Genomic DNA, 16,690 nt, shown 5'->3' on the forward strand with positions numbered 1-16,690 from the left:
CGCGTTTTGCCGTCACTGGCAAAGCGCGGGTTTCGGGTGGCTGCCAGCCTGGTTCGCGTCATTTTTACATTTATTAACTTTATGAAACAACGGCCAAGGCGACTGGTGAATTTTCCGTGGGTGATCATATTCCCCCTTCGTGACGGATTGCAGGGGGTGCACTCCGCATGATTTGACGCGACCAAGGGGGCACAGATGCCGGGGCAAGTGCTGGAATATGTCGCCCTGTCGCTACAGGTCGCGAAGCACGAATTACTGCTCTTCACGGGGTTCTGGTTTATTCTGGGCGCCTCGGACGATTTCGGCGTCGATTTGTGCTGGATCTGGTTGAGGCTTACCGGCCGCGCGCGCGCCGGCCGGATTACCCATGCAGAGGCTTCTGTCCCGCTTGCCGGCCACGCAGCCGTGGTCATCGCCGCGTGGCGGGAAGCGGCCGTCATCGGCCATACCATCAGCCATGCACTGTCGGTCTGGCGGCAGGACGATTTCACCTTATACCTGGGCTGCTACTGCAACGATCCCGAGACCATTGCAGCGGCGATGGCGGCGGCGGGCGGCGATCCGCGTGTCAGGCTGGTGATCAACGAAAGCCCGGGGCCGACCACCAAGGCCGATTGCCTCAACCGCATATATGCCGCGCTGTGCAGGGACGAGCAGCGGTACGCGCGGCGTTATAGCTCGGTTATTCTTCATGACGCGGAGGATATGGTCCATCCGGCCGAACTTGCGGTGATCGATGCCGGACTTGCGCGGGCGGACTTCGTGCAATTGCCCGTCCGGCCCGAACTTCAACGAGCATCGCCATGGATAGGCGGGCACTATGCCGACGAATTCGCCGAAGCCCACGCAAAGGTGATGGTCGTGCGCGATGCACTGGGAGCGGCGATGCCGGCGGCGGGAGTGGGCTGTGGCTTCTCGCGCGAGATGGTGGCACGCATCGCCCGGCTGCGCGGTGCGGCGGGACGCAGGGAAGGCGGTCCGTTCGCCGCAGAATGCCTCACCGAAGATTACGAATTGGGTCTGCTGGTCCGGCGCGAAGGCGGTCGTTCACGGTTCCTGCGGGTACGGGATGAGAAGGGCGAACTAGTAGCCACGCGCGCTTACTTCCCGGCGACACTGGACGCATCCGTGCGGCAGAAATCGCGCTGGATCCATGGTATCGCCTTTCAGGGCTGGGACAGGATGGGCTGGAGCAGAGGGCCTACCGAACTGTGGATGGCGCTGCGTGACCGGCGTGGGCCGCTCACGGCGATCGTCCTCGCGTGCGCCTACGTCTTGCTGATGATCGAAGCGGTGCAATCGCTTGGCACGGTGGCCGGGATACGTGTGCAGTTCACCGGTTCGCCTTTGCTTTACGGGCTGCTCCGGCTTTGCCTTGCCGGTTTCCTGTGGCGGGCGGCATTCCGCTTTGCATTCACCACGCGCGAATATGGCATACTGGAAGGACTGGGCGCGGTGATGCGTATACCCGTCGCCAATGTGATCGCGATCCTGGCGGGCCGGCGCGCGCTCACCAGCTATGTCCGCTCGTTGCAAGGGCAGGCGGTGCGCTGGGAAAAGACCGAGCACGCAGGGCATCCGGCTCTCGGTCTTCCTTCCATGGGCGAAACGGCAAGGGGCCTGATGCGATGAGCGGGGGCGGCGGCATTTCGCGCGGCCATCCGGTTATTGCCCTTCTTGCGGTGCTGGGCGGCTGGGTCGGTGGGCGTATAGCGACCTGGGAGCCACCAGTCGCAGCGGCGTTGCAATGGCCCGGGCCGGGAGCATCCGTGCCGGAAGGCGACTTCGTAGCCGATAGCCTGGGTGGGCCGCAGTCATTGCCCGGGACAAGACCGGCCCCGGTTTCGGCCGATACCGGCGATGTCTATCGGGCAGGCTTCGACCCCGTCCGGCCAGTCATGCCCTACTGGCGCTACGTCGTACAGCCGGCGCCGAGGTGGACCGGCGCTTTGCCGTTTTCGCCCGCTTCGCCGCTCAAGCCCGGACATTTGCGCGGTGAGTTCGCAATGACCGAATCGCTGCCGCACTTTTATGCTCCGGAACCACCGGGCATGTCCCGGCTATCTTCTTCATCGGCAGCCGCGAAAGCGGAAGCCGTTCCCCAGCGCGTAAGGCGGTGGTCGGCGGATGCGTGGGCGTTGCTGCGCCGTGACGAATCGGGGGCTCCGGCATCGCCCGGGGCTTTGCCGGCGACATACGGTGCCAGTCAGGCGGGGGCGGTGCTGAGGTATAGGTTGGCACCGGCGAGTGCCTATCGGCCGACCGCCTACATGCGAACCACTTCGACGTTGGGGCTGATGCAGGAAACTTCGGCGGCGGTGGGCCTGTCTGCACGGCCGTTGCCGTCGTTCCCGGTCATCGCTGCGTTGGAGGCGCGGCTGACCGACCAGGCCGGCCATCGCCGCTTCCAACCTGCTGTCATGGCTGTCACGGAGTTGCCATGGTTCGCGCTTCCGGCGGGTTTTCGCGGTGAGGCCTATGCGCAGGCGGGTTATGTCGCCGGTCGTTTCGCCACCCCTTTTGCGGACGGCCAGTTTCGGGCAGACCGCGCTCTTGTTTCACTCGGCAAGGTCGATGCGCGCATCGGGGGCGGGTTGTGGGGTGGCGCCCAGAAGGGTGCGGAGCGGCTCGATGCGGGGCCGACCGCCTCTATCGCGATGCCGTTGGGGCGCGGTACGGCGGGCCGCATAGCGGTCGACTGGCGTTTCCGACTGGCCGGCGATGCGGTGCCGAATTCGGGACCTGCTTTGACGCTATCCGCAGGTTTCTGATTCGCCGCTTTTCTCGGGGCTGATGCTGCGGTAGCGAGAACCCGCAATGGACGTTTATCTTCCCATCGCCAACCTTTCGGTCAACGGTCTCATCATCGTCGGCCTGGGTGCGCTCACCGGCCTGCTTTCGGGCATGTTCGGCGTGGGCGGGGGGTTTCTGACGACACCGCTGATGATCTTCTACGGCATCCCGCCGACCGTCGCGGCCGCCTCGGCCGCCAGCCAGGTCACCGGAGCCAGCGTTTCGGGCGTGTTCGCGCACACCCGGCGCGGCGGGGTGGATTACCAGATGGGGTCGGTGATGGTGGCCGGGGGCATCATCGGCACCGGGCTGGGCGCGGTCCTGTTCAACCTGCTGGAGAAGCTCGGGCAGATCGACACCGTCATCAACATTCTCTACGTCGTGCTGCTCGGCTCGATCGGCGGACTGATGGCGAAGGAAAGCATCCAGTCGATCCGGGCAGAGCGTTCGGGCGTACCGCTGCCCGCGCGAAAGCGGCGCCACCATCCGATGGTGGCGAGCCTGCCGATGCGCTGGCGCTTCTATCGCTCGGGCCTCTACATCTCGCCGCTCGCGCCGCTGTTGCTGGGGATCGGCACCGGCATCCTGACGATGCTGATGGGCATTGGCGGCGGTTTCGTCCTGGTGCCCGCAATGCTCTACATTCTGGGTATGAGCGCCAACGTAGTGGTTGGCACTTCGCTGTTCCAGATCCTCTTCGTCACCATGGCGACGACGATGATGCATGCGCTTACGACTCATGCCGTGGACATCGTGCTTGCCGCGCTACTGCTGCTGGGTTCGGTCTCAGGCGCGCAAGTGGGCGCGCAGTTCGCGCAAAAGGCCAGCCCGGTGAAACTGCGCCTGTTGCTGGCTGTCATAGTGCTGCTCGTCGCCGGGCGCATGGCGCTCGGGTTGGGCTACCGGCCTGATGAAATCTACACGGTGGCTCCGCTGTGAAGGCGTTCGCGTCGTCGCTGCTGGGGCTAATCGCGCTGGTCATGCTCACCGGCGCCCGCGACCCGATCCTGGTGCCTGAAGTCTCGCAGCACGAGGTCGACCTTCAGCAGGGCTTCACCGGCACCGAACTGCTGCTGTTCGGTGCGATCCTCACGCCAGAAGGTTCGCGCGCGGCACAGGATTACGACATTATCGTCGTACTCAAGGGGCCGACACAGTCGATTGTCCTGCGCGAGAAGCAGAAAGTGGCAGGCATCTGGATCAACGTCGCCAGTACCGAACTGCGTAGCGCGCCCAGCTATTACGCCATCGCCTCCACCAAGCCGATTGCCGATATTGTCGACGACAAGACTGCCGCGATCTACGAACTGGGGCTGAAATGGTTGCAGCTCTCGCCCATCGGCGCGATTGACCCGGAAGAGCAGGCGCGTTTTTCCTCCGGCCTCGTTGACCTCAACCGGCGCAACGGCCTTTACCGCGAGGAAGAAGGCGGCGTGAAAGTGAGCGAGCAGGTGCTCTACCAGGCACGCATCGGCCTTCCGTCGCGCGTGCCGACCGGCATCTACACCGCTGAAACTTATGCGGTGTCCAAGGGCAGGGTGGTGGCTTCCGCCAGCAGCCAAGTCGAAGTGCGCAAGCTGGGCATCGAGCGCGCCATCGCCAATTTTTCCGAAAATTACGGCTTCGTCTATGGCCTGATGGCGGTCTTCGTCTCTGTGGCGATGGGGTGGCTTGCCGGACGTCTGTTCGCACTGATCTGAAATCTTGCGATGGGGCGCCGCGGAGCGCCTCGGCTGTCTTTGCACGGCTCTTAGCCGGAAATTAACCTAGGTAGCTTTAAGAGCTGCAATCGGTTGCCAACAATTTCCGATGGTTGAAGAACAGATGCATGTCGACGGTCTCGATCAGGTTCACATGCCGCGGACAGGAGCGGCGCCCATGACGGGCGCGGCCTCCGCACATGGCCAGCAACCGATCGGTGTCGTACTGGAAATCAGCGGCGCGGGCAGCCGCATCGCTTTCGATCTCGAACGACTGAACGAGATCGCCGCCGACACAGACCCGTCCGTGGCACTGTCGGGCCAGGTGAGCAGCCAGATCAAAATTCGCGTCGGCAACGGCTGGTTGCTGGCCAGCGTGCGTAACCAGAAGCAGGACGCCAGGATGTCCGGCGCGGTTCTGTCCGACGTCGACTTCCTCGGCGAAGGGCAGGAGGAGCGGCTGACCGGGCGCATCATGGCCTTCCGGCGCGGCGTTACGTTCTATCCGATCCCCGGCACACTGGTTTATCCGGCCACCAGCGACGACCTTCGCCAGATCTACGCCAGCGACGGGCGCTCCTCGATTCAAGTCGGCAGTGTCTATCCCACCAAGGATATCCGCGCGGGTCTTTACGTCGATGCGCTGCTTGGCAAGCACTTCGCTCTGCTTGGGTCGACCGGCACCGGCAAGTCGACCAGCGCCGCGCTGATTCTCCACCGGATCTGCGAACATGCGCCTGAGGGCCACGTCATCATGGTGGATCCGCATGGCGAATATGCCGCTGCCTTCCGCGACACCGGCGTGATCCTCGACGTCACCAACCTGCAGATGCCCTATTGGCTGATGAACTTCGAGGAGCATTGCGAAGTCCTGCTGACCTCGCGCGGGGACGATCGCCAGCTCGACGCTGAAATCCTCGGCAAGGCGCTGCTGGAGGCGCGTTCGAAAAATCGATTGGCGGAGCAGATGGGCAAGATCACCGTCGATTCGCCGATTCCGTACCTGCTTTCGGACCTCGGGATGATCCTCAACAATGCCATGGGCAAGCTCGACAAGGGCCATACCAGCGCGCCCTATCTGCGCATTCGCGGCAAGGTGGACGAGTTGAAGACCGACCCTCGCTATCAGTTCATGTTCTCCGGAATGTTGGTGGGGGATATCATGGCCGAGTTTATCGCGAAGCTGTTCCGTCTGCCCTCGCGCGGGCGGCCGATCTCGATCATTGATGTTTCGGGCGTGCCGGCCGAGATCACTTCCACCGTCGTCGCGGTGCTGAGCCGCCTGGTATTCGACTTCGCCGTCTGGGCGCGGGATGAACAGACCCGGCCGATCCTTCTCGTCTGCGAGGAAGCGCACCGCTACGTTCCGAACGAGAAGAACGCCGACGGATCATCTGTCGGGCGCATCCTGTCGCGTATTGCGAAGGAGGGCCGCAAGTACGGCATTTCGCTGGGTCTCATCACCCAGCGTCCTTCCGATCTCGCCGAGGGCGTGCTGTCGCAGTGCGGCACGATCATCTCGATGCGGCTCAACAATGACCGCGATCAGGCTTTCGTGCGCGCCGCGATGCCGGAAGGTGCCCGCGGGTTCCTCGATTCGATCCCAGCCTTGCGCAACCGCGAATGCATCATCTGCGGTGAGGGTGTGGCAATCCCTATGCGGGTGTCCTTCGACGACCTGGAGGAGCACAAGCGCCCGGCCTCGGCCGATCCCTCATTCACGCGACTGTGGAACTCCACCGGCGGCGAGGAGGAAATGGTTCTGCGCACCGTCCAGCGCTGGCGGGCCCAGGGGCGTTGATCATGCCTCTGGGGGCCTAACTCTTGTAGGCCGCGCGCCAGTTGCCCATGCGGTAATAGCCCAGAGTGATCAGGACCGTCAGCGCCGAACCGACCGGGTAGGCCCACCACACCGCTTCGCTGCCGATGTAGGGCACCGCCAGCGCGTAGAAGCCCAGTCGCCCCGGATAGAGCCCGAGGAACAGGATCACCAGCGGCGCAACCACCGAGCCGTAGGCGCGCATCGTGCCGGTCAGGATCATCGTCACCGAGACGATCACGAACGAGGCCGTGCAGATAAGCTGGATATGCTCGGCGATCGGCATGGCCGGGCTGTCGCCGCCCAGGAACAGCGCCAGTAGCGGATGGTCGAAGATGACGATCAGCGCCGCCACCACCGTCGACATCACCAGATTGGCGCCGAGCCCGGTCATCGTCACCTTGTCGACGCGGCTATGATCGCCTGCGCCCAGCGACTGCGCGACCATTGCGCTCACTGCCGAGCCGATGGCGAATGCGGGCATCTGGAGGTAGTTCCACAGCTGTAGCGAAGCACCGTAGGCAGCAGCCGCATTCAGTCCTTCGCGGTTGACGAGGCTGACCATAATAAGACCTGCCGAGGAGACGATCAGCATCTGCGCGCCCATTGGCAGGCCTTTGGTCACGACATAACGCAGGTCTGCGCCGTGCGGAATGAGATAGCGCAGTTCCGGTCCACGCAGGCGCAGCGCGAGGTCCTTGTGGTAGATATGCCAGAGCTGGAACAGCATTCCCGCCGTGTTGGCGCAGGCCGTGGCGATGGCCGATCCGGCCACACCCAGCGCGGGGACCGGGCCGAGGCCCATGATGAGGATCGGGTTGAAGATGATATCCAGCGCCACTGCCAGGATCATAGCGTAGAGCGGCGTCTTGGAATCGCCGGCACCGCGCATGCCCATCGACACCATCATGTTGATCGTGCCCAGCGGCAGGGTGACGAAAATCACCTGCAGGTAGGCGAGCGCTTCGCCGCGGCTGGCGGCAGGCGTGCCCAGCGTGTCGAGCAGGGTGCCGCCGCCCAGCCAGCCAATCGCTCCGGTAATCACCGAGATGACGAGGCAGAAGCCCACGCCGGTGCCGAAGGTACGCCGAGCCGCGTCGATGTCACGCGCGCCGAAGTGCTGGCCTACGCGCACGGTGGTGGCCATGCCGAAACCGAACACGGCGGCAAATACCAGGAACATCACGATATTCGCGTTCGCCGTTGCCGCCAATGCCGCTTCGCCCAGCAGGCGGCCGACCCAGATAGCGTTGACCGACCCGTTCAGCGTCTGCAGCACGTTGGACAGCAGCATCGGGATCGAGAACATCAGCAGCGTCTTGAGAATCGGCCCCTTGGTCAGGTCCCCCCGCATCGACGGCCGTGCGGCGGCCTGTTCCTGCGGCGTGGCGGCACCGGGCGTTTCCTCGCCGAGCGGAAAGGGAGATGCTTCGTTCATGTGCCTCTCGTGTCGCCCCAGAGGTGGATGTGCAAGCGATCGGTGAAGCGCAGTCCGTGTAGCGAGCAGAAATCTGCCAGCCAGCCCGAGCGCTTCCTGATGACATCGCTGGAGCGGCCTTCGGGCATCAGGAACAGACGCGGGCCGGGAATGGCGTAAGTTTCTTGCAGGGCCATGACCTCGGTAAGGTCGGATTTCTCTGCAATCACGAACTTGAAGAAGGCGCGCGGGTTTGCCGCCCATGCCGAGAGGCGGTCGGGCAGCAGGGCCAGTTCGGCGGGGTTGCCGCTGTGCGCCAGCTTGGGACTGACGTTGTACTGGTGGACCAGACCGTCGAGCGCCGGATGCGGCGCGACCGTAGAGTTCGTCTCGACCTCCACGTGCATCCCTGGGCGCAATTCGTTGAGCGCGGCGACCATGCGGGCCAGCGCGGCGCCCTGTAACAGGGGTTCGCCGCCGGTGATGACGAGGCGATCGGGGACGAGATCGGCGACGGCGCGGGCTAAGTCGCCTTCCTCCATCGCCACCTGATTCTCGCGGCGCTCGAAGGCGAGATCGTCGCGGTGGAAGCGGTTGTCGCCAGTGAACCGCCACGTGTAGGCAGTGTCGCACCACTGGCACGCAAGGTTGCAGCGCGAGAGGCGCACGAACGTGCTTGGGCGGCCCATGGAAGGACCTTCGCCCTGCAGTGAGGCGAAGATTTCCGGTTCACCCGGCGTTGTGGTGGCGAGAGTCAGGGTCATAGCGACAGGGCGTCTACACGGTTTACCCGGTTCCGGGGAGGCTTTCCCAACTCCTCCCCGGAACAGGTGAGAACTTAGCCCAGCCGTGCCAGCGCAGCCGCCAGCCGTTCCGCTTCGGCAGCATGAGCGGCGTGATCGGCGCGTGCCTTCTCTACCGCTTCGGGTTTGGCTTTCTGGGCGAAGGCGGGGTTGTCCAGCCGCTTGGCCAGCGAATCGCGCTCCTTGATCGACGCTGCTTGCGCCTTTTCCAGACGGGCCTTTTCGGCGGTGAGGTCGATCACGCCGTCCAGCGGGATCGCCAGCATCGCATCGCCTGCACCGACCTGCATGGCAGGCCCTGCCGGCGCCGCCTCGAAGCGGATCGCGTCGAGACGGGCAAGGCGGTCGATCGCCACGGCGTTGCGGTCGATCACTGCGCGGGTCGTCTCGGACGGCTCTGCAAGGTAGGCGGTCAGGCGGGCGCCGGGCGAGATACCCAGTTCCGATTTGGCGCCGCGCAAATTGCCGACCAGCGCGATCAGCCATTCGACTTCGACCTTGGCGGACGCATCGACCTTGGCCTCGGGGGCGGGCCAGTGCGCCACGATAAGCTCGTTCTCACGCGCGCCCATCTTGCTCCACAGCTCTTCGGTGACGAAGGGCATGAAGGGGTGGAGCATGACAAGGATCTGGTCGAGCACCCAGCCGGCCACGGCCTTCGTCTCGTCATCGAACTGACCCTTGATCAGTTCGATGTACCAGTCGCAGAACTGGTTCCAGACGAAGTGGTAGATCGCGTTGGCGGCAGCGTCGAAGCGCAAGTCCGCCATGGCCTTGTCCAGCGCGGCGACGGTTTCGACGACTTCGCCGATGATCCAGCGGTTTACCGCCGAAGTGGCGGCGGGGGCTGCAATCGAAGTGCTGGCGGCGATGCCGTTCGACTGGCAGAAACGCGCGGCGTTCCACAATTTGGTGGCGAAGTTGCGGTAACCCTCGACGCGTTTTTCATCCATCTTCACGTCGCGGCCCTGGCTCTCCATGGCGGTCATGAAGAAGCGCAGCGCGTCGGCGCCGTACTGGTCGATGAGGCCGAGCGGGTCGACCACGTTGCCCTTGGACTTGGACATCTTCTGGCCGTCGGCGGCGCGCACCAGGCCATGTAGGTAGAGCCGCTTCCACGGCACTTCCTTCATGAAGTGGATGCCCTGCATCGCCATGCGCGCATCCCAGAAGAAGAGGATGTCGAAACCGGAAACGAGCAGGTCGTTGGGGTAATGCTTGGCGAGCAGCGGTGCGTCTTCGTCCGGCCAGCCAAGCGTGGCGAAAGGCCACAGAGCGCTGGAGAACCAGGTATCGAGGACGTCCTCGTCGCGGGTCAGCTTTTTGTTGCCGGCAAGCGCCTGAGCTTCTTCCTCGGTTTCGGCGACGAAAATTTCGCCATCCTCGGCGAACCATGCCGGGATGCGGTGACCCCACCACAGCTGGCGTGAAACGCACCAGGGCTGGATGTTCTCCATCCAGTTGAAAAAGGTCTTCTCCCAGGTCTTGGGGACGATCTCGATCTGGCCGGTGCGCACGGCTTCCAGCGGCGCCTTGGCGAGGGTTTCGGCATCGACGTACCACTGGTCGGTCAGCCAGGGTTCGATCACAACGCCGCCGCGGTCGCCGTAAGGCGTTGCGATCACGCGGTCCTCGACCTTTTCGAGCAGGCCGTCGTCGTCGAGCATCTCGACCACGCGCTTGCGGGCATCGAAGCGGTCCATGCCGATGAATTCGTGCGGGATCAGGCCGTCCGAGGTTTGCTGCACTTTCGCTTCGGCGTCGAGCATGTTGAGCATGTCGGCGGCCTTGAAGCCGGCGCGCTTGCCAACCTCGAAGTCATTGAAATCATGGCCCGGCGTAATCTTCACCGCGCCCGAACCCAGTTCCGGGTCGGCGTGTTCGTCGGCGACGATGGGAATTTCGCGGCCCGTGATCGGCAGCGTCACCGTGGCGCCGCGTTCCAGCAGCGGCTTGTAGCGCTCGTCCGCCGGGTTCACGGCGACGGCCATGTCGGCCAGCATCGTCTCGGGGCGGGTGGTGGCTACCATGATGTGGCCCGACCCGTCCGAAAGCGGGTACTTGAAGTGCCAGAAGCTGCCATTGATCTCGCGGGTTTCCACTTCGAGATCGCTGATCGCGGTCTTGAGCTTGGGATCCCAGTTCACCAGCCGCTTGTCGCGGTAGATGAGGCCCTGCTTGTGCAGGTCGACGAAGACCTTGACCACGGCGCGCGTGAAGTGCGGGTCCATGGTGAACTGCTCGCGGCTCCAGTCCATCGAGCAGCCCAGGCGGCGCAGCTGGCCGGTGATGGTGCCGCCGCTTTCCGCCTTCCACTCCCAGACCTTCTCGATGAAGCCTTCGCGCGTGTAGTTGGTACGCTTGTCCTGCTTCGCTTCCATCTGACGCTCGACCACCATCTGTGTGGCGATGCCGGCGTGGTCGGTGCCGACCACCCATAGCGCATCCTTGCCGCGCAGGCGCTCGTAACGGATGACCACGTCCTGAAGCGTGTTATCGAGCGCGTGGCCGATGTGCAGGCTACCCGTCACGTTCGGCGGCGGATTGACGATGGTGAAGGGCGCCGCTTCCGGGCGCTCAGGGCGGAAGAGGTTCTTTTCTTCCCAATGGGCGAACCACTTGGCCTCGATCCGGGCGGGGTCGAAAGTCTTGTCGAGTGCGGCTTCTGAAATCTCTTCGGTCATGGCGCCGGGCTTTGCCAGTGCGCGGGTTTGCGCGCAAGAAGCCAATAGTGCTGCATTGCCACGGTTTTGCCGCAAGCGGCTGGCAAGGATGGATTGATACGTAAACGAAACAATTCGTCGCAGCCCTGGAACCTCTTGCCGGGCCACGCTTTTTCCACGATACGAGCGAATATGCGGGAATGGGCTGAATTCACCCTGTCGGAAAACGACCAAGGCGGCGACCATGTCCTGGCGCTCAAGGGGCCGCTGCGCGTCCATTCCCTGGGCAATCTCGACGCTAAATTGGCTGGTCTGAGCGGGAACTTCACGCGGGTCGACATGTCCGGCGTCACCGATATCGACACTACCGGCGCCTGGCTCGTTACCCGTTATGCGGGCGAACGCGGCCTCGAAGTCATCGGTGAGAGCGAGCAGGCGCGCCGCCTTTTCGCCGCCATAGGTAACATGGAAGAACCGGCGGCAGAGCCGGAACCAGAACTATCGCTGATACCCCGCACCCTTGCCGATCTGGGCGATATGGTGGCGCTGTGGGGCAATGGCCTTTACAAGCTGATCGGCTTCCTTGGCGAACTTATCATCGCGTTCGGCCAGGTCATTCGCCGCCCGTCGCGCCTGCGCGGCACCGCGTTGATCTTTCACATGCAGTATGTGGGCATCAACTCGCTGTGGATCGTGGGCCTGATGAGCTTTCTGATCGGCATCGTGATCGCCCAGCAGGGCGCGGTGCAGCTCGCGCAGTTCGGCGCCGAAATCTATACCATCAATCTGACCGGCCGCCTTTCAATGCGCGAACTGGGCATCTTGATGACCTCGATCATGGTCGCGGGCCGCTCCGGTTCCGCCTTCGCCGCGCAGATCGGCACCATGAAGCTGACCGAGGAGGTCGACGCCATGCGTACGATCGGCGTCTCGCCGATGGAAGCGCTGGTGGTGCCGCGCGTGCTGGCCTCGATGCTGATGATGCCGCTGCTGGGCTTCTATTCCTCGGTGCTGGCGATCATCGGCGGCGCCACTATCGCCAATTTCGCGCTCGACATCCCGTTCTGGACCTTCCTCCAGCGCACGCAGGAAGTAGTGCCTATTACAGACGTCTGGATTGGCCTTATCAAAGCCCCGGTTTTTGCGCTGATCGTGGCGCTGGCGGGGTGCTATCAGGGGATGCAGGTGACGACCAACGCCGAGGAAGTGGGCGCGCGCACTACCCAGGCGGTGGTCACCGCGATTTTTACGGTCATCGTGCTCGACGCCTTTTTTGCCATCTTCTTCACCAAGATCGGCTGGGCATGACCGACCTTTCGCCCGCCACCTCAGATGACTTCCCGATCGTCGTCAAAGGCCTGCGCAACACCTTCGGCGATCATGTGATCCACGAGGATTTGCAGCTCAAGGTCCGCCGCGGCGAGATCCTTGGCGTGGTCGGCGGCTCGGGCACCGGCAAGTCGGTGCTGATGCGCGCTATCATCGGGCTGCAGCAGCCGACCGCCGGCGAGATAACCGTGCTGGGCCACAAGATGGGCGATTCGACCGAGGAAGACTCGATCGACCTGCGCTCGCGTTGGGGCGTGCTGTTCCAGGGCGGCGCGCTGTTCTCTACCTTGACCGTGGGTGAGAACGTGGAAGTGCCGCTCAAGCAGTTCTTCCCGGAAATCACTGACGAACTGCGCAGCGAGATCGCCCGGTTCAAGGTCCGCCTCTCCGGCCTGCCCGAGGAAGCGGCGTTCAAATATCCCAACGAGCTTTCTGGCGGCATGAAGAAGCGCGCCGGCTTGGCCCGCGCTCTGTCGCTCGACCCTGAACTGCTGTTTCTCGACGAGCCGACCGCCGGCCTCGACCCGATCGGTGCTGCCGCGTTCGACAGCCTGACCCGCGAACTCAAGGAAACGTTGGGCCTCACCGTATTTTTGATCACCCACGATCTGGACACGCTTTACGCCATTTGCGACCGCGTTGCGGTGCTGGCTGACAAGCAGGTGATCGCGGTGGGCACGATCCCGGAACTTCTGGCGCTCGATCATCCATGGATCCAGGAATATTTCAACGGCCCGCGCGGCCGTGCGGCGCTGGCCGGAAAAGGCGACCCGGCGGTAGCGCCGGAACAGGATGCGGCAAAGGCCGTTGAACCGTCTTCAACCTCTCGCGAGGTGGAGCCGGCCGTTATGGGCGGCGCCGACAGCATAGATATCAGAAAGCCGGGGGCATAGGTCACAGCGATGGAAACACGGGCCAATCACGTATGGGTCGGAGCCGTCACGCTGGTGCTGCTGGCGGCTCTGGCGGTGTTCGTCATCTGGATCGCACGCCTGAATGAAGGCAGCCAGAACGAATACGACATTTTCTTCAAGCAGTCGGTCGACGGTCTCGCGAAGGGTTCGGAGGTCAGCTATGCCGGCGTGCCGGCGGGGCAGGTAACCCGGATCGAACTCTGGCCGCAGGACCCCAGCTTCGTGCGCGTGCGCGTCAAGGTGGACGAGAAGGTTCCCATCACGATCGGCACTACCGCCACCGTGCAGGGCAGCTTCACCGGCGTTTCCGACATCCAACTGGCCGGTGCCGTCAAGGGCGCGCCGCTCATCACGGAGCCGGGACCGGAAGGTGTGCCGGTGATCCCGACCAAGCCGGGCGGCTTCGGCGAAATCCTGAGCAACGCACCGCTGCTGATGGAGCGGCTGGCGACTTTGACAGAAAATCTCAACCAGATGCTGTCCGAGGATAACCGCAAGTCGATCACGGGCATCCTCAAGAACACCGACAAGATGACCGCAGACCTCTCGCAGGCGACGCCGGAATTCCGCGCGACGATGGTGGAGATGCGCGGAACCCTCGCGCAGGCGACGCAGACGCTCAAGGCGTTCCAGGGCGTGGCCGGCAAGGCCGACGATCTGCTTGGCGGTGAGGGCAGTTCACTGGCCGATCAGCTGCGCAAGACGCTGGCTTCTGCGCAGAAGTCGATGGAGCAACTCGACAGAACGATGCAGCACGCACAGCCGGCGCTGGATCAGGTGTCGCAGCAGACCCTGCCCGCTGCTGAAGCCGCGATCCGCGATCTGCGTGCGACCAGCAAGGCACTGCGCAACGTCACCGAGAAGATCGACGAGCAGGGCGCCGGCGCATTGCTCAAGGGGCAGAAGCTGCCCGACTATAAGCCGTGAAGGAAAGCGCGATGACCCGCTTGCACAAGATCCGCGTAGGCAGCATCTATCGCGCCGGCTTCATGGCTGTCGCGGCTGCGCTTACCCTATCGGGCTGCGTCAGCCTGGGCACCAAGCCGCCTGACGAGCTGATGCGCCTCACCCCGCAGGAAACTGCGCCCGCAGGGGCCACCTCCAGCGGCCAGCTCAGCGAGGCGATCGTCGTCCTTGATCCTGAAGCGGATCGCGGGCTGGATGTACTGCGCGTGCCGGTCACGGTCGATGCGTCCAGCGTGGCGTACCTCAAGGACGCACTCTGGATCGAAAAGCCCACGAGGCAGTTCCGCTCCGTGCTGGCCGAAACCCTGCGTGCCCGCACCGGGCAGCTGGTGGTGGAAGGCGGCGATTTCGAGGTCACCGGTCGGACGTTGATCGGCGGACGGCTGCTGCAGATGGGCTATGACGCGCAGCGCAGCGCCGTCATCGTGCGCTTCGATGCGATCCGTACCGATCGCGGCGGCGCGCCAATCCAGTCGCGGCGGTTCGAGGCCGTGGTGAGCGGAGTGGAAGCCAAGGCCAAGCCCGTGGGAGTGGCACTCAACCAGGCGGCGAATGACGTCGCGCGGCAGGTTGCGGACTGGGTGAAGGGTTGAATGGCAGGTTTCTGCGGGCTTGAGGCCCGTAGGGGCCCTCAGGCCATCAACGAAGGGCTGTGGTGCCGAAAATAGTTTGACCACGGTCTGCGATAATTTTGAACTTGGGTGAAATCCCCCTAGATCAGGGTGGAAACACAGTTCTTCATCTGTTGTCGTTGTGGCTTATTAATCACAATGACGTTTTCATGACACCCTGTTTCAACTCCATGGTTTGCCGACAAATTCTCCCCGGCTAAGGGGCGCGTCCCACCGCCTGAAACGGCGCGGGCCAATAAGAATTTGCAGGAGCATACCATGAAGAAGTTCGTCACCGCAGCGGCCGCCGCCGCGCTGTTCGCCGTTCCGGCTGCCGCCAATGCACAGGCTTTCGTTCAGGCCGAAACCGGTCTCGACGTAATCTCGGTGCAGGGTGAGTCCGACGAAGGCGTCAGCTACGGCGTGACCGCGGGTTACGACATGCCGCTGTCCGGCGGAATGTTCGTCGGCGTGCAGGGCACCGTTGCAGACAGCAGCACCAAGGAATGCGCAACTGTCGGCGCCGAGCGCGCCTGCATCAAGACCGGCCGTGATCTCTCGGCTCTCGTGCGTCTTGGCACCACTGTGGGCGAGAAGAGCAAGCTCTACGTCCTCGGCGGCTACACCAATGCCCGCATCCGCGCCACCTACACCAACGGCACCGACAGCTTCAGCGAAGGCGCGAACGGCGACGGTTTCCGTCTCGGCGCGGGCGCCCAGTACGACCTGACCGAGCAGCTCTTCGTAAAGGCTGAGTACCGCTACTCGAACTACGAATCCGACTTCAGCCGCCACAACGCGCTCATCGCGCTGGGTGCGAAGTTCTGATCTCAATAAAAAGGGCGGGCGTTCCCATGCGCCTGCTTTGACAGGAGGCCCGCCCTGGATTCGTCCGGGGCGGGTTTTTTGTTGGCCGAGGTGCCGAACCGGATGCGATACGGGAGAAGTTAAGACAAGGACGGCTACCCGCGGCCCTTGGCCCTTACCGTGCCAGTTCGACCAGCTTCATCGCCAGCTTGAAGGCCGTGAACCGCGTGATGCGCAGTTGGGTGGCTTCCCAGTCCTCGCCCCAGAGTTCGACCTGCCAGTCGGCTTCCAACTCGGCGGCCTTCCATAGGGCGTCGGCGTCGGCATCGGGGCGGATCGCCTCCAGCGCGATGACCAGCGACGCGGAGAGGCTGGAGAGCATCTTCAACGCGGCCAGTTGGAAGTCGTCGCACGCTTTCAGTTCAGTCCGCAGACACGCCAGCGTGGCTTCGGGCTGGGGCTTGTGCATGATGCCTGAGACGCGCGTGAAGCGCACGCCAAGGCGCGCCTCGAAGGCGGACAGCAGTGGTTCCCAGATTTCCGCCTGGCGCTTGTAAAGCGCTTCGTCGGGATCGGCGCGGTAGCACAGCGTATCGGTCTCGGCATAGGGCACCAGTTCGGCGATCACGGCGTCGTGGTTGCCAGCAATGGCGTCGATCGCGAAGTCCGCAAGATCGCGGAAGTGGAAGGTGGAGGCCTCGATGGTGTCGCCCTGGCCTGCCCATTCGGCGGCGAGGGCCGCGGCCAATGCCTCGGTCGGCACGATTTGCGCTCGTCCCCCGGCAGTGCGGATACCGCGTCCGTCGAGGACCGCGCGCCAGCCGCCATCGGCCTGCTCAATGCTGGCTTCCTTGTAGAATCGCTTCAT

Annotated in this window: 14 protein-coding genes; 10 read left to right on the forward strand and 4 right to left on the reverse strand. The window is 63.8% G+C overall.

Annotated elements, in window-relative coordinates; translation table 11 throughout:
* Nucleotides 1–195 precede the first annotated feature (195 nt).
* From V474_RS00700 to V474_RS00720, 5 genes are all read left to right on the forward strand, one after another.
* Nucleotides 196–1,632: a glycosyl transferase family protein gene (locus V474_RS00700; protein WP_059149668.1), complete on the forward strand. Its 1,437-nt coding sequence runs from the start codon at nucleotides 196–198 to the stop codon at nucleotides 1,630–1,632.
* A gap of 638 nt (nucleotides 1,633–2,270) precedes the next feature.
* Nucleotides 2,271–2,771: a hypothetical protein gene (locus V474_RS26450; RefSeq protein ID WP_236710470.1), complete on the forward strand. Its 501-nt coding sequence runs from the start codon at nucleotides 2,271–2,273 to the stop codon at nucleotides 2,769–2,771.
* A 46-nt stretch (nucleotides 2,772–2,817) separates the two neighbouring features.
* A complete protein-coding gene (locus V474_RS00710) occupies nucleotides 2,818–3,732 on the forward strand; it encodes a sulfite exporter TauE/SafE family protein (RefSeq protein WP_059149670.1) in 915 nt (304 codons plus the stop codon).
* A 41-nt stretch (nucleotides 3,733–3,773) separates the two neighbouring features.
* Nucleotides 3,774–4,493 (forward strand): TIGR02186 family protein, encoded by a 720-nt coding sequence (locus V474_RS00715; protein WP_407938315.1) that lies wholly within the window; start codon nucleotides 3,774–3,776, stop codon nucleotides 4,491–4,493.
* A 178-nt stretch (nucleotides 4,494–4,671) separates the two neighbouring features.
* Nucleotides 4,672–6,294, forward strand: a complete 1,623-nt coding sequence (locus tag V474_RS00720; RefSeq protein ID WP_236710471.1) for an ATP-binding protein — start codon at nucleotides 4,672–4,674, stop codon at nucleotides 6,292–6,294.
* Between the two features lie 16 nt (nucleotides 6,295–6,310).
* Here V474_RS00720 and V474_RS00725 read toward each other — a convergent pair whose 3' ends face one another.
* From V474_RS00725 to V474_RS00735, 3 genes are all read right to left on the reverse strand, one after another.
* Nucleotides 6,311–7,750 (reverse strand): MATE family efflux transporter, encoded by a 1,440-nt coding sequence (locus V474_RS00725; protein WP_082699547.1) that lies wholly within the window; start codon nucleotides 7,748–7,750, stop codon nucleotides 6,311–6,313.
* Entirely contained in the window at nucleotides 7,747–8,493 is a 747-nt protein-coding gene (locus V474_RS00730) for a 7-carboxy-7-deazaguanine synthase QueE (RefSeq protein ID WP_059149672.1), read from the reverse strand. The genes V474_RS00725 and V474_RS00730 overlap by 4 nt, the downstream gene beginning before the upstream one ends.
* A gap of 74 nt (nucleotides 8,494–8,567) precedes the next feature.
* Nucleotides 8,568–11,216 (reverse strand): valine--tRNA ligase, encoded by a 2,649-nt coding sequence (locus tag V474_RS00735; protein WP_059149673.1) that lies wholly within the window; start codon nucleotides 11,214–11,216, stop codon nucleotides 8,568–8,570.
* A gap of 171 nt (nucleotides 11,217–11,387) precedes the next feature.
* Between V474_RS00735 and V474_RS00740 the strand changes: the two genes are divergently transcribed.
* The 5 genes from V474_RS00740 to V474_RS00760 all read left to right on the forward strand — a co-directional run bounded on the left by V474_RS00740 (nucleotide 11,388) and on the right by V474_RS00760 (nucleotide 15,843).
* Complete coding sequence (locus V474_RS00740; protein WP_059149674.1) at nucleotides 11,388–12,503, forward strand: ABC transporter permease; 1,116 nt, start codon at nucleotides 11,388–11,390, stop codon at nucleotides 12,501–12,503.
* Entirely contained in the window at nucleotides 12,500–13,417 is a 918-nt protein-coding gene (locus tag V474_RS00745) for an ABC transporter ATP-binding protein (RefSeq protein WP_059149675.1), read from the forward strand. The genes V474_RS00740 and V474_RS00745 overlap by 4 nt, the downstream gene beginning before the upstream one ends.
* A 9-nt stretch (nucleotides 13,418–13,426) precedes the next feature.
* Complete coding sequence (locus tag V474_RS00750) at nucleotides 13,427–14,365, forward strand: MlaD family protein (RefSeq protein WP_059149676.1); 939 nt, start codon at nucleotides 13,427–13,429, stop codon at nucleotides 14,363–14,365.
* Between the two features lie 11 nt (nucleotides 14,366–14,376).
* Complete coding sequence (locus V474_RS00755; protein ID WP_059149677.1) at nucleotides 14,377–14,997, forward strand: ABC-type transport auxiliary lipoprotein family protein; 621 nt, start codon at nucleotides 14,377–14,379, stop codon at nucleotides 14,995–14,997.
* Nucleotides 14,998–15,294: 297 nt separating this feature from the next.
* Nucleotides 15,295–15,843 (forward strand): outer membrane protein, encoded by a 549-nt coding sequence (locus V474_RS00760; protein ID WP_059149678.1) that lies wholly within the window; start codon nucleotides 15,295–15,297, stop codon nucleotides 15,841–15,843.
* Between the two features lie 154 nt (nucleotides 15,844–15,997).
* On the opposite strand, the gene V474_RS00765 is transcribed toward V474_RS00760, so the two are convergent.
* Nucleotides 15,998–16,690: an ATP12 family chaperone protein gene (locus V474_RS00765; protein WP_059149679.1), complete on the reverse strand. Its 693-nt coding sequence runs from the start codon at nucleotides 16,688–16,690 to the stop codon at nucleotides 15,998–16,000.

The sequence above is a fragment of the Novosphingobium barchaimii LL02 genome, assembly GCF_001046635.1.
GTDB classification, from domain to species: domain Bacteria; phylum Pseudomonadota; class Alphaproteobacteria; order Sphingomonadales; family Sphingomonadaceae; genus Novosphingobium; species Novosphingobium barchaimii.

Excerpts from the sequence above, each read along its gene's own strand:
- V474_RS00735 (WP_059149673.1), bottom strand. The coding sequence starts at position 11,216 with ATGACCGAAGAGATTTCAGAAGCCGCACTCGACAAGACTTTCGACCCC.
- V474_RS00755 (WP_059149677.1), top strand. The coding sequence starts at position 14,377 with ATGACCCGCTTGCACAAGATCCGCGTAGGCAGCATCTATCGCGCCGGC.
- V474_RS00725 (WP_082699547.1), bottom strand. The coding sequence starts at position 7,750 with ATGAACGAAGCATCTCCCTTTCCGCTCGGCGAGGAAACGCCCGGTGCC.
- V474_RS00710 (WP_059149670.1), top strand. The coding sequence starts at position 2,818 with ATGGACGTTTATCTTCCCATCGCCAACCTTTCGGTCAACGGTCTCATC.
- V474_RS00720 (WP_236710471.1), top strand. The coding sequence starts at position 4,672 with ATGACGGGCGCGGCCTCCGCACATGGCCAGCAACCGATCGGTGTCGTA.
- V474_RS00750 (WP_059149676.1), top strand. The coding sequence starts at position 13,427 with ATGGAAACACGGGCCAATCACGTATGGGTCGGAGCCGTCACGCTGGTG.
- V474_RS26450 (WP_236710470.1), top strand. The coding sequence starts at position 2,271 with ATGCGAACCACTTCGACGTTGGGGCTGATGCAGGAAACTTCGGCGGCG.
- V474_RS00715 (WP_407938315.1), top strand. The coding sequence starts at position 3,774 with ATGCTCACCGGCGCCCGCGACCCGATCCTGGTGCCTGAAGTCTCGCAG.
- V474_RS00740 (WP_059149674.1), top strand. The coding sequence starts at position 11,388 with ATGCGGGAATGGGCTGAATTCACCCTGTCGGAAAACGACCAAGGCGGC.
- V474_RS00765 (WP_059149679.1), bottom strand. The coding sequence starts at position 16,690 with ATGAAGCGATTCTACAAGGAAGCCAGCATTGAGCAGGCCGATGGCGGC.
- V474_RS00760 (WP_059149678.1), top strand. The coding sequence starts at position 15,295 with ATGAAGAAGTTCGTCACCGCAGCGGCCGCCGCCGCGCTGTTCGCCGTT.
- V474_RS00700 (WP_059149668.1), top strand. The coding sequence starts at position 196 with ATGCCGGGGCAAGTGCTGGAATATGTCGCCCTGTCGCTACAGGTCGCG.
- V474_RS00745 (WP_059149675.1), top strand. The coding sequence starts at position 12,500 with ATGACCGACCTTTCGCCCGCCACCTCAGATGACTTCCCGATCGTCGTC.
- V474_RS00730 (WP_059149672.1), bottom strand. The coding sequence starts at position 8,493 with ATGACCCTGACTCTCGCCACCACAACGCCGGGTGAACCGGAAATCTTC.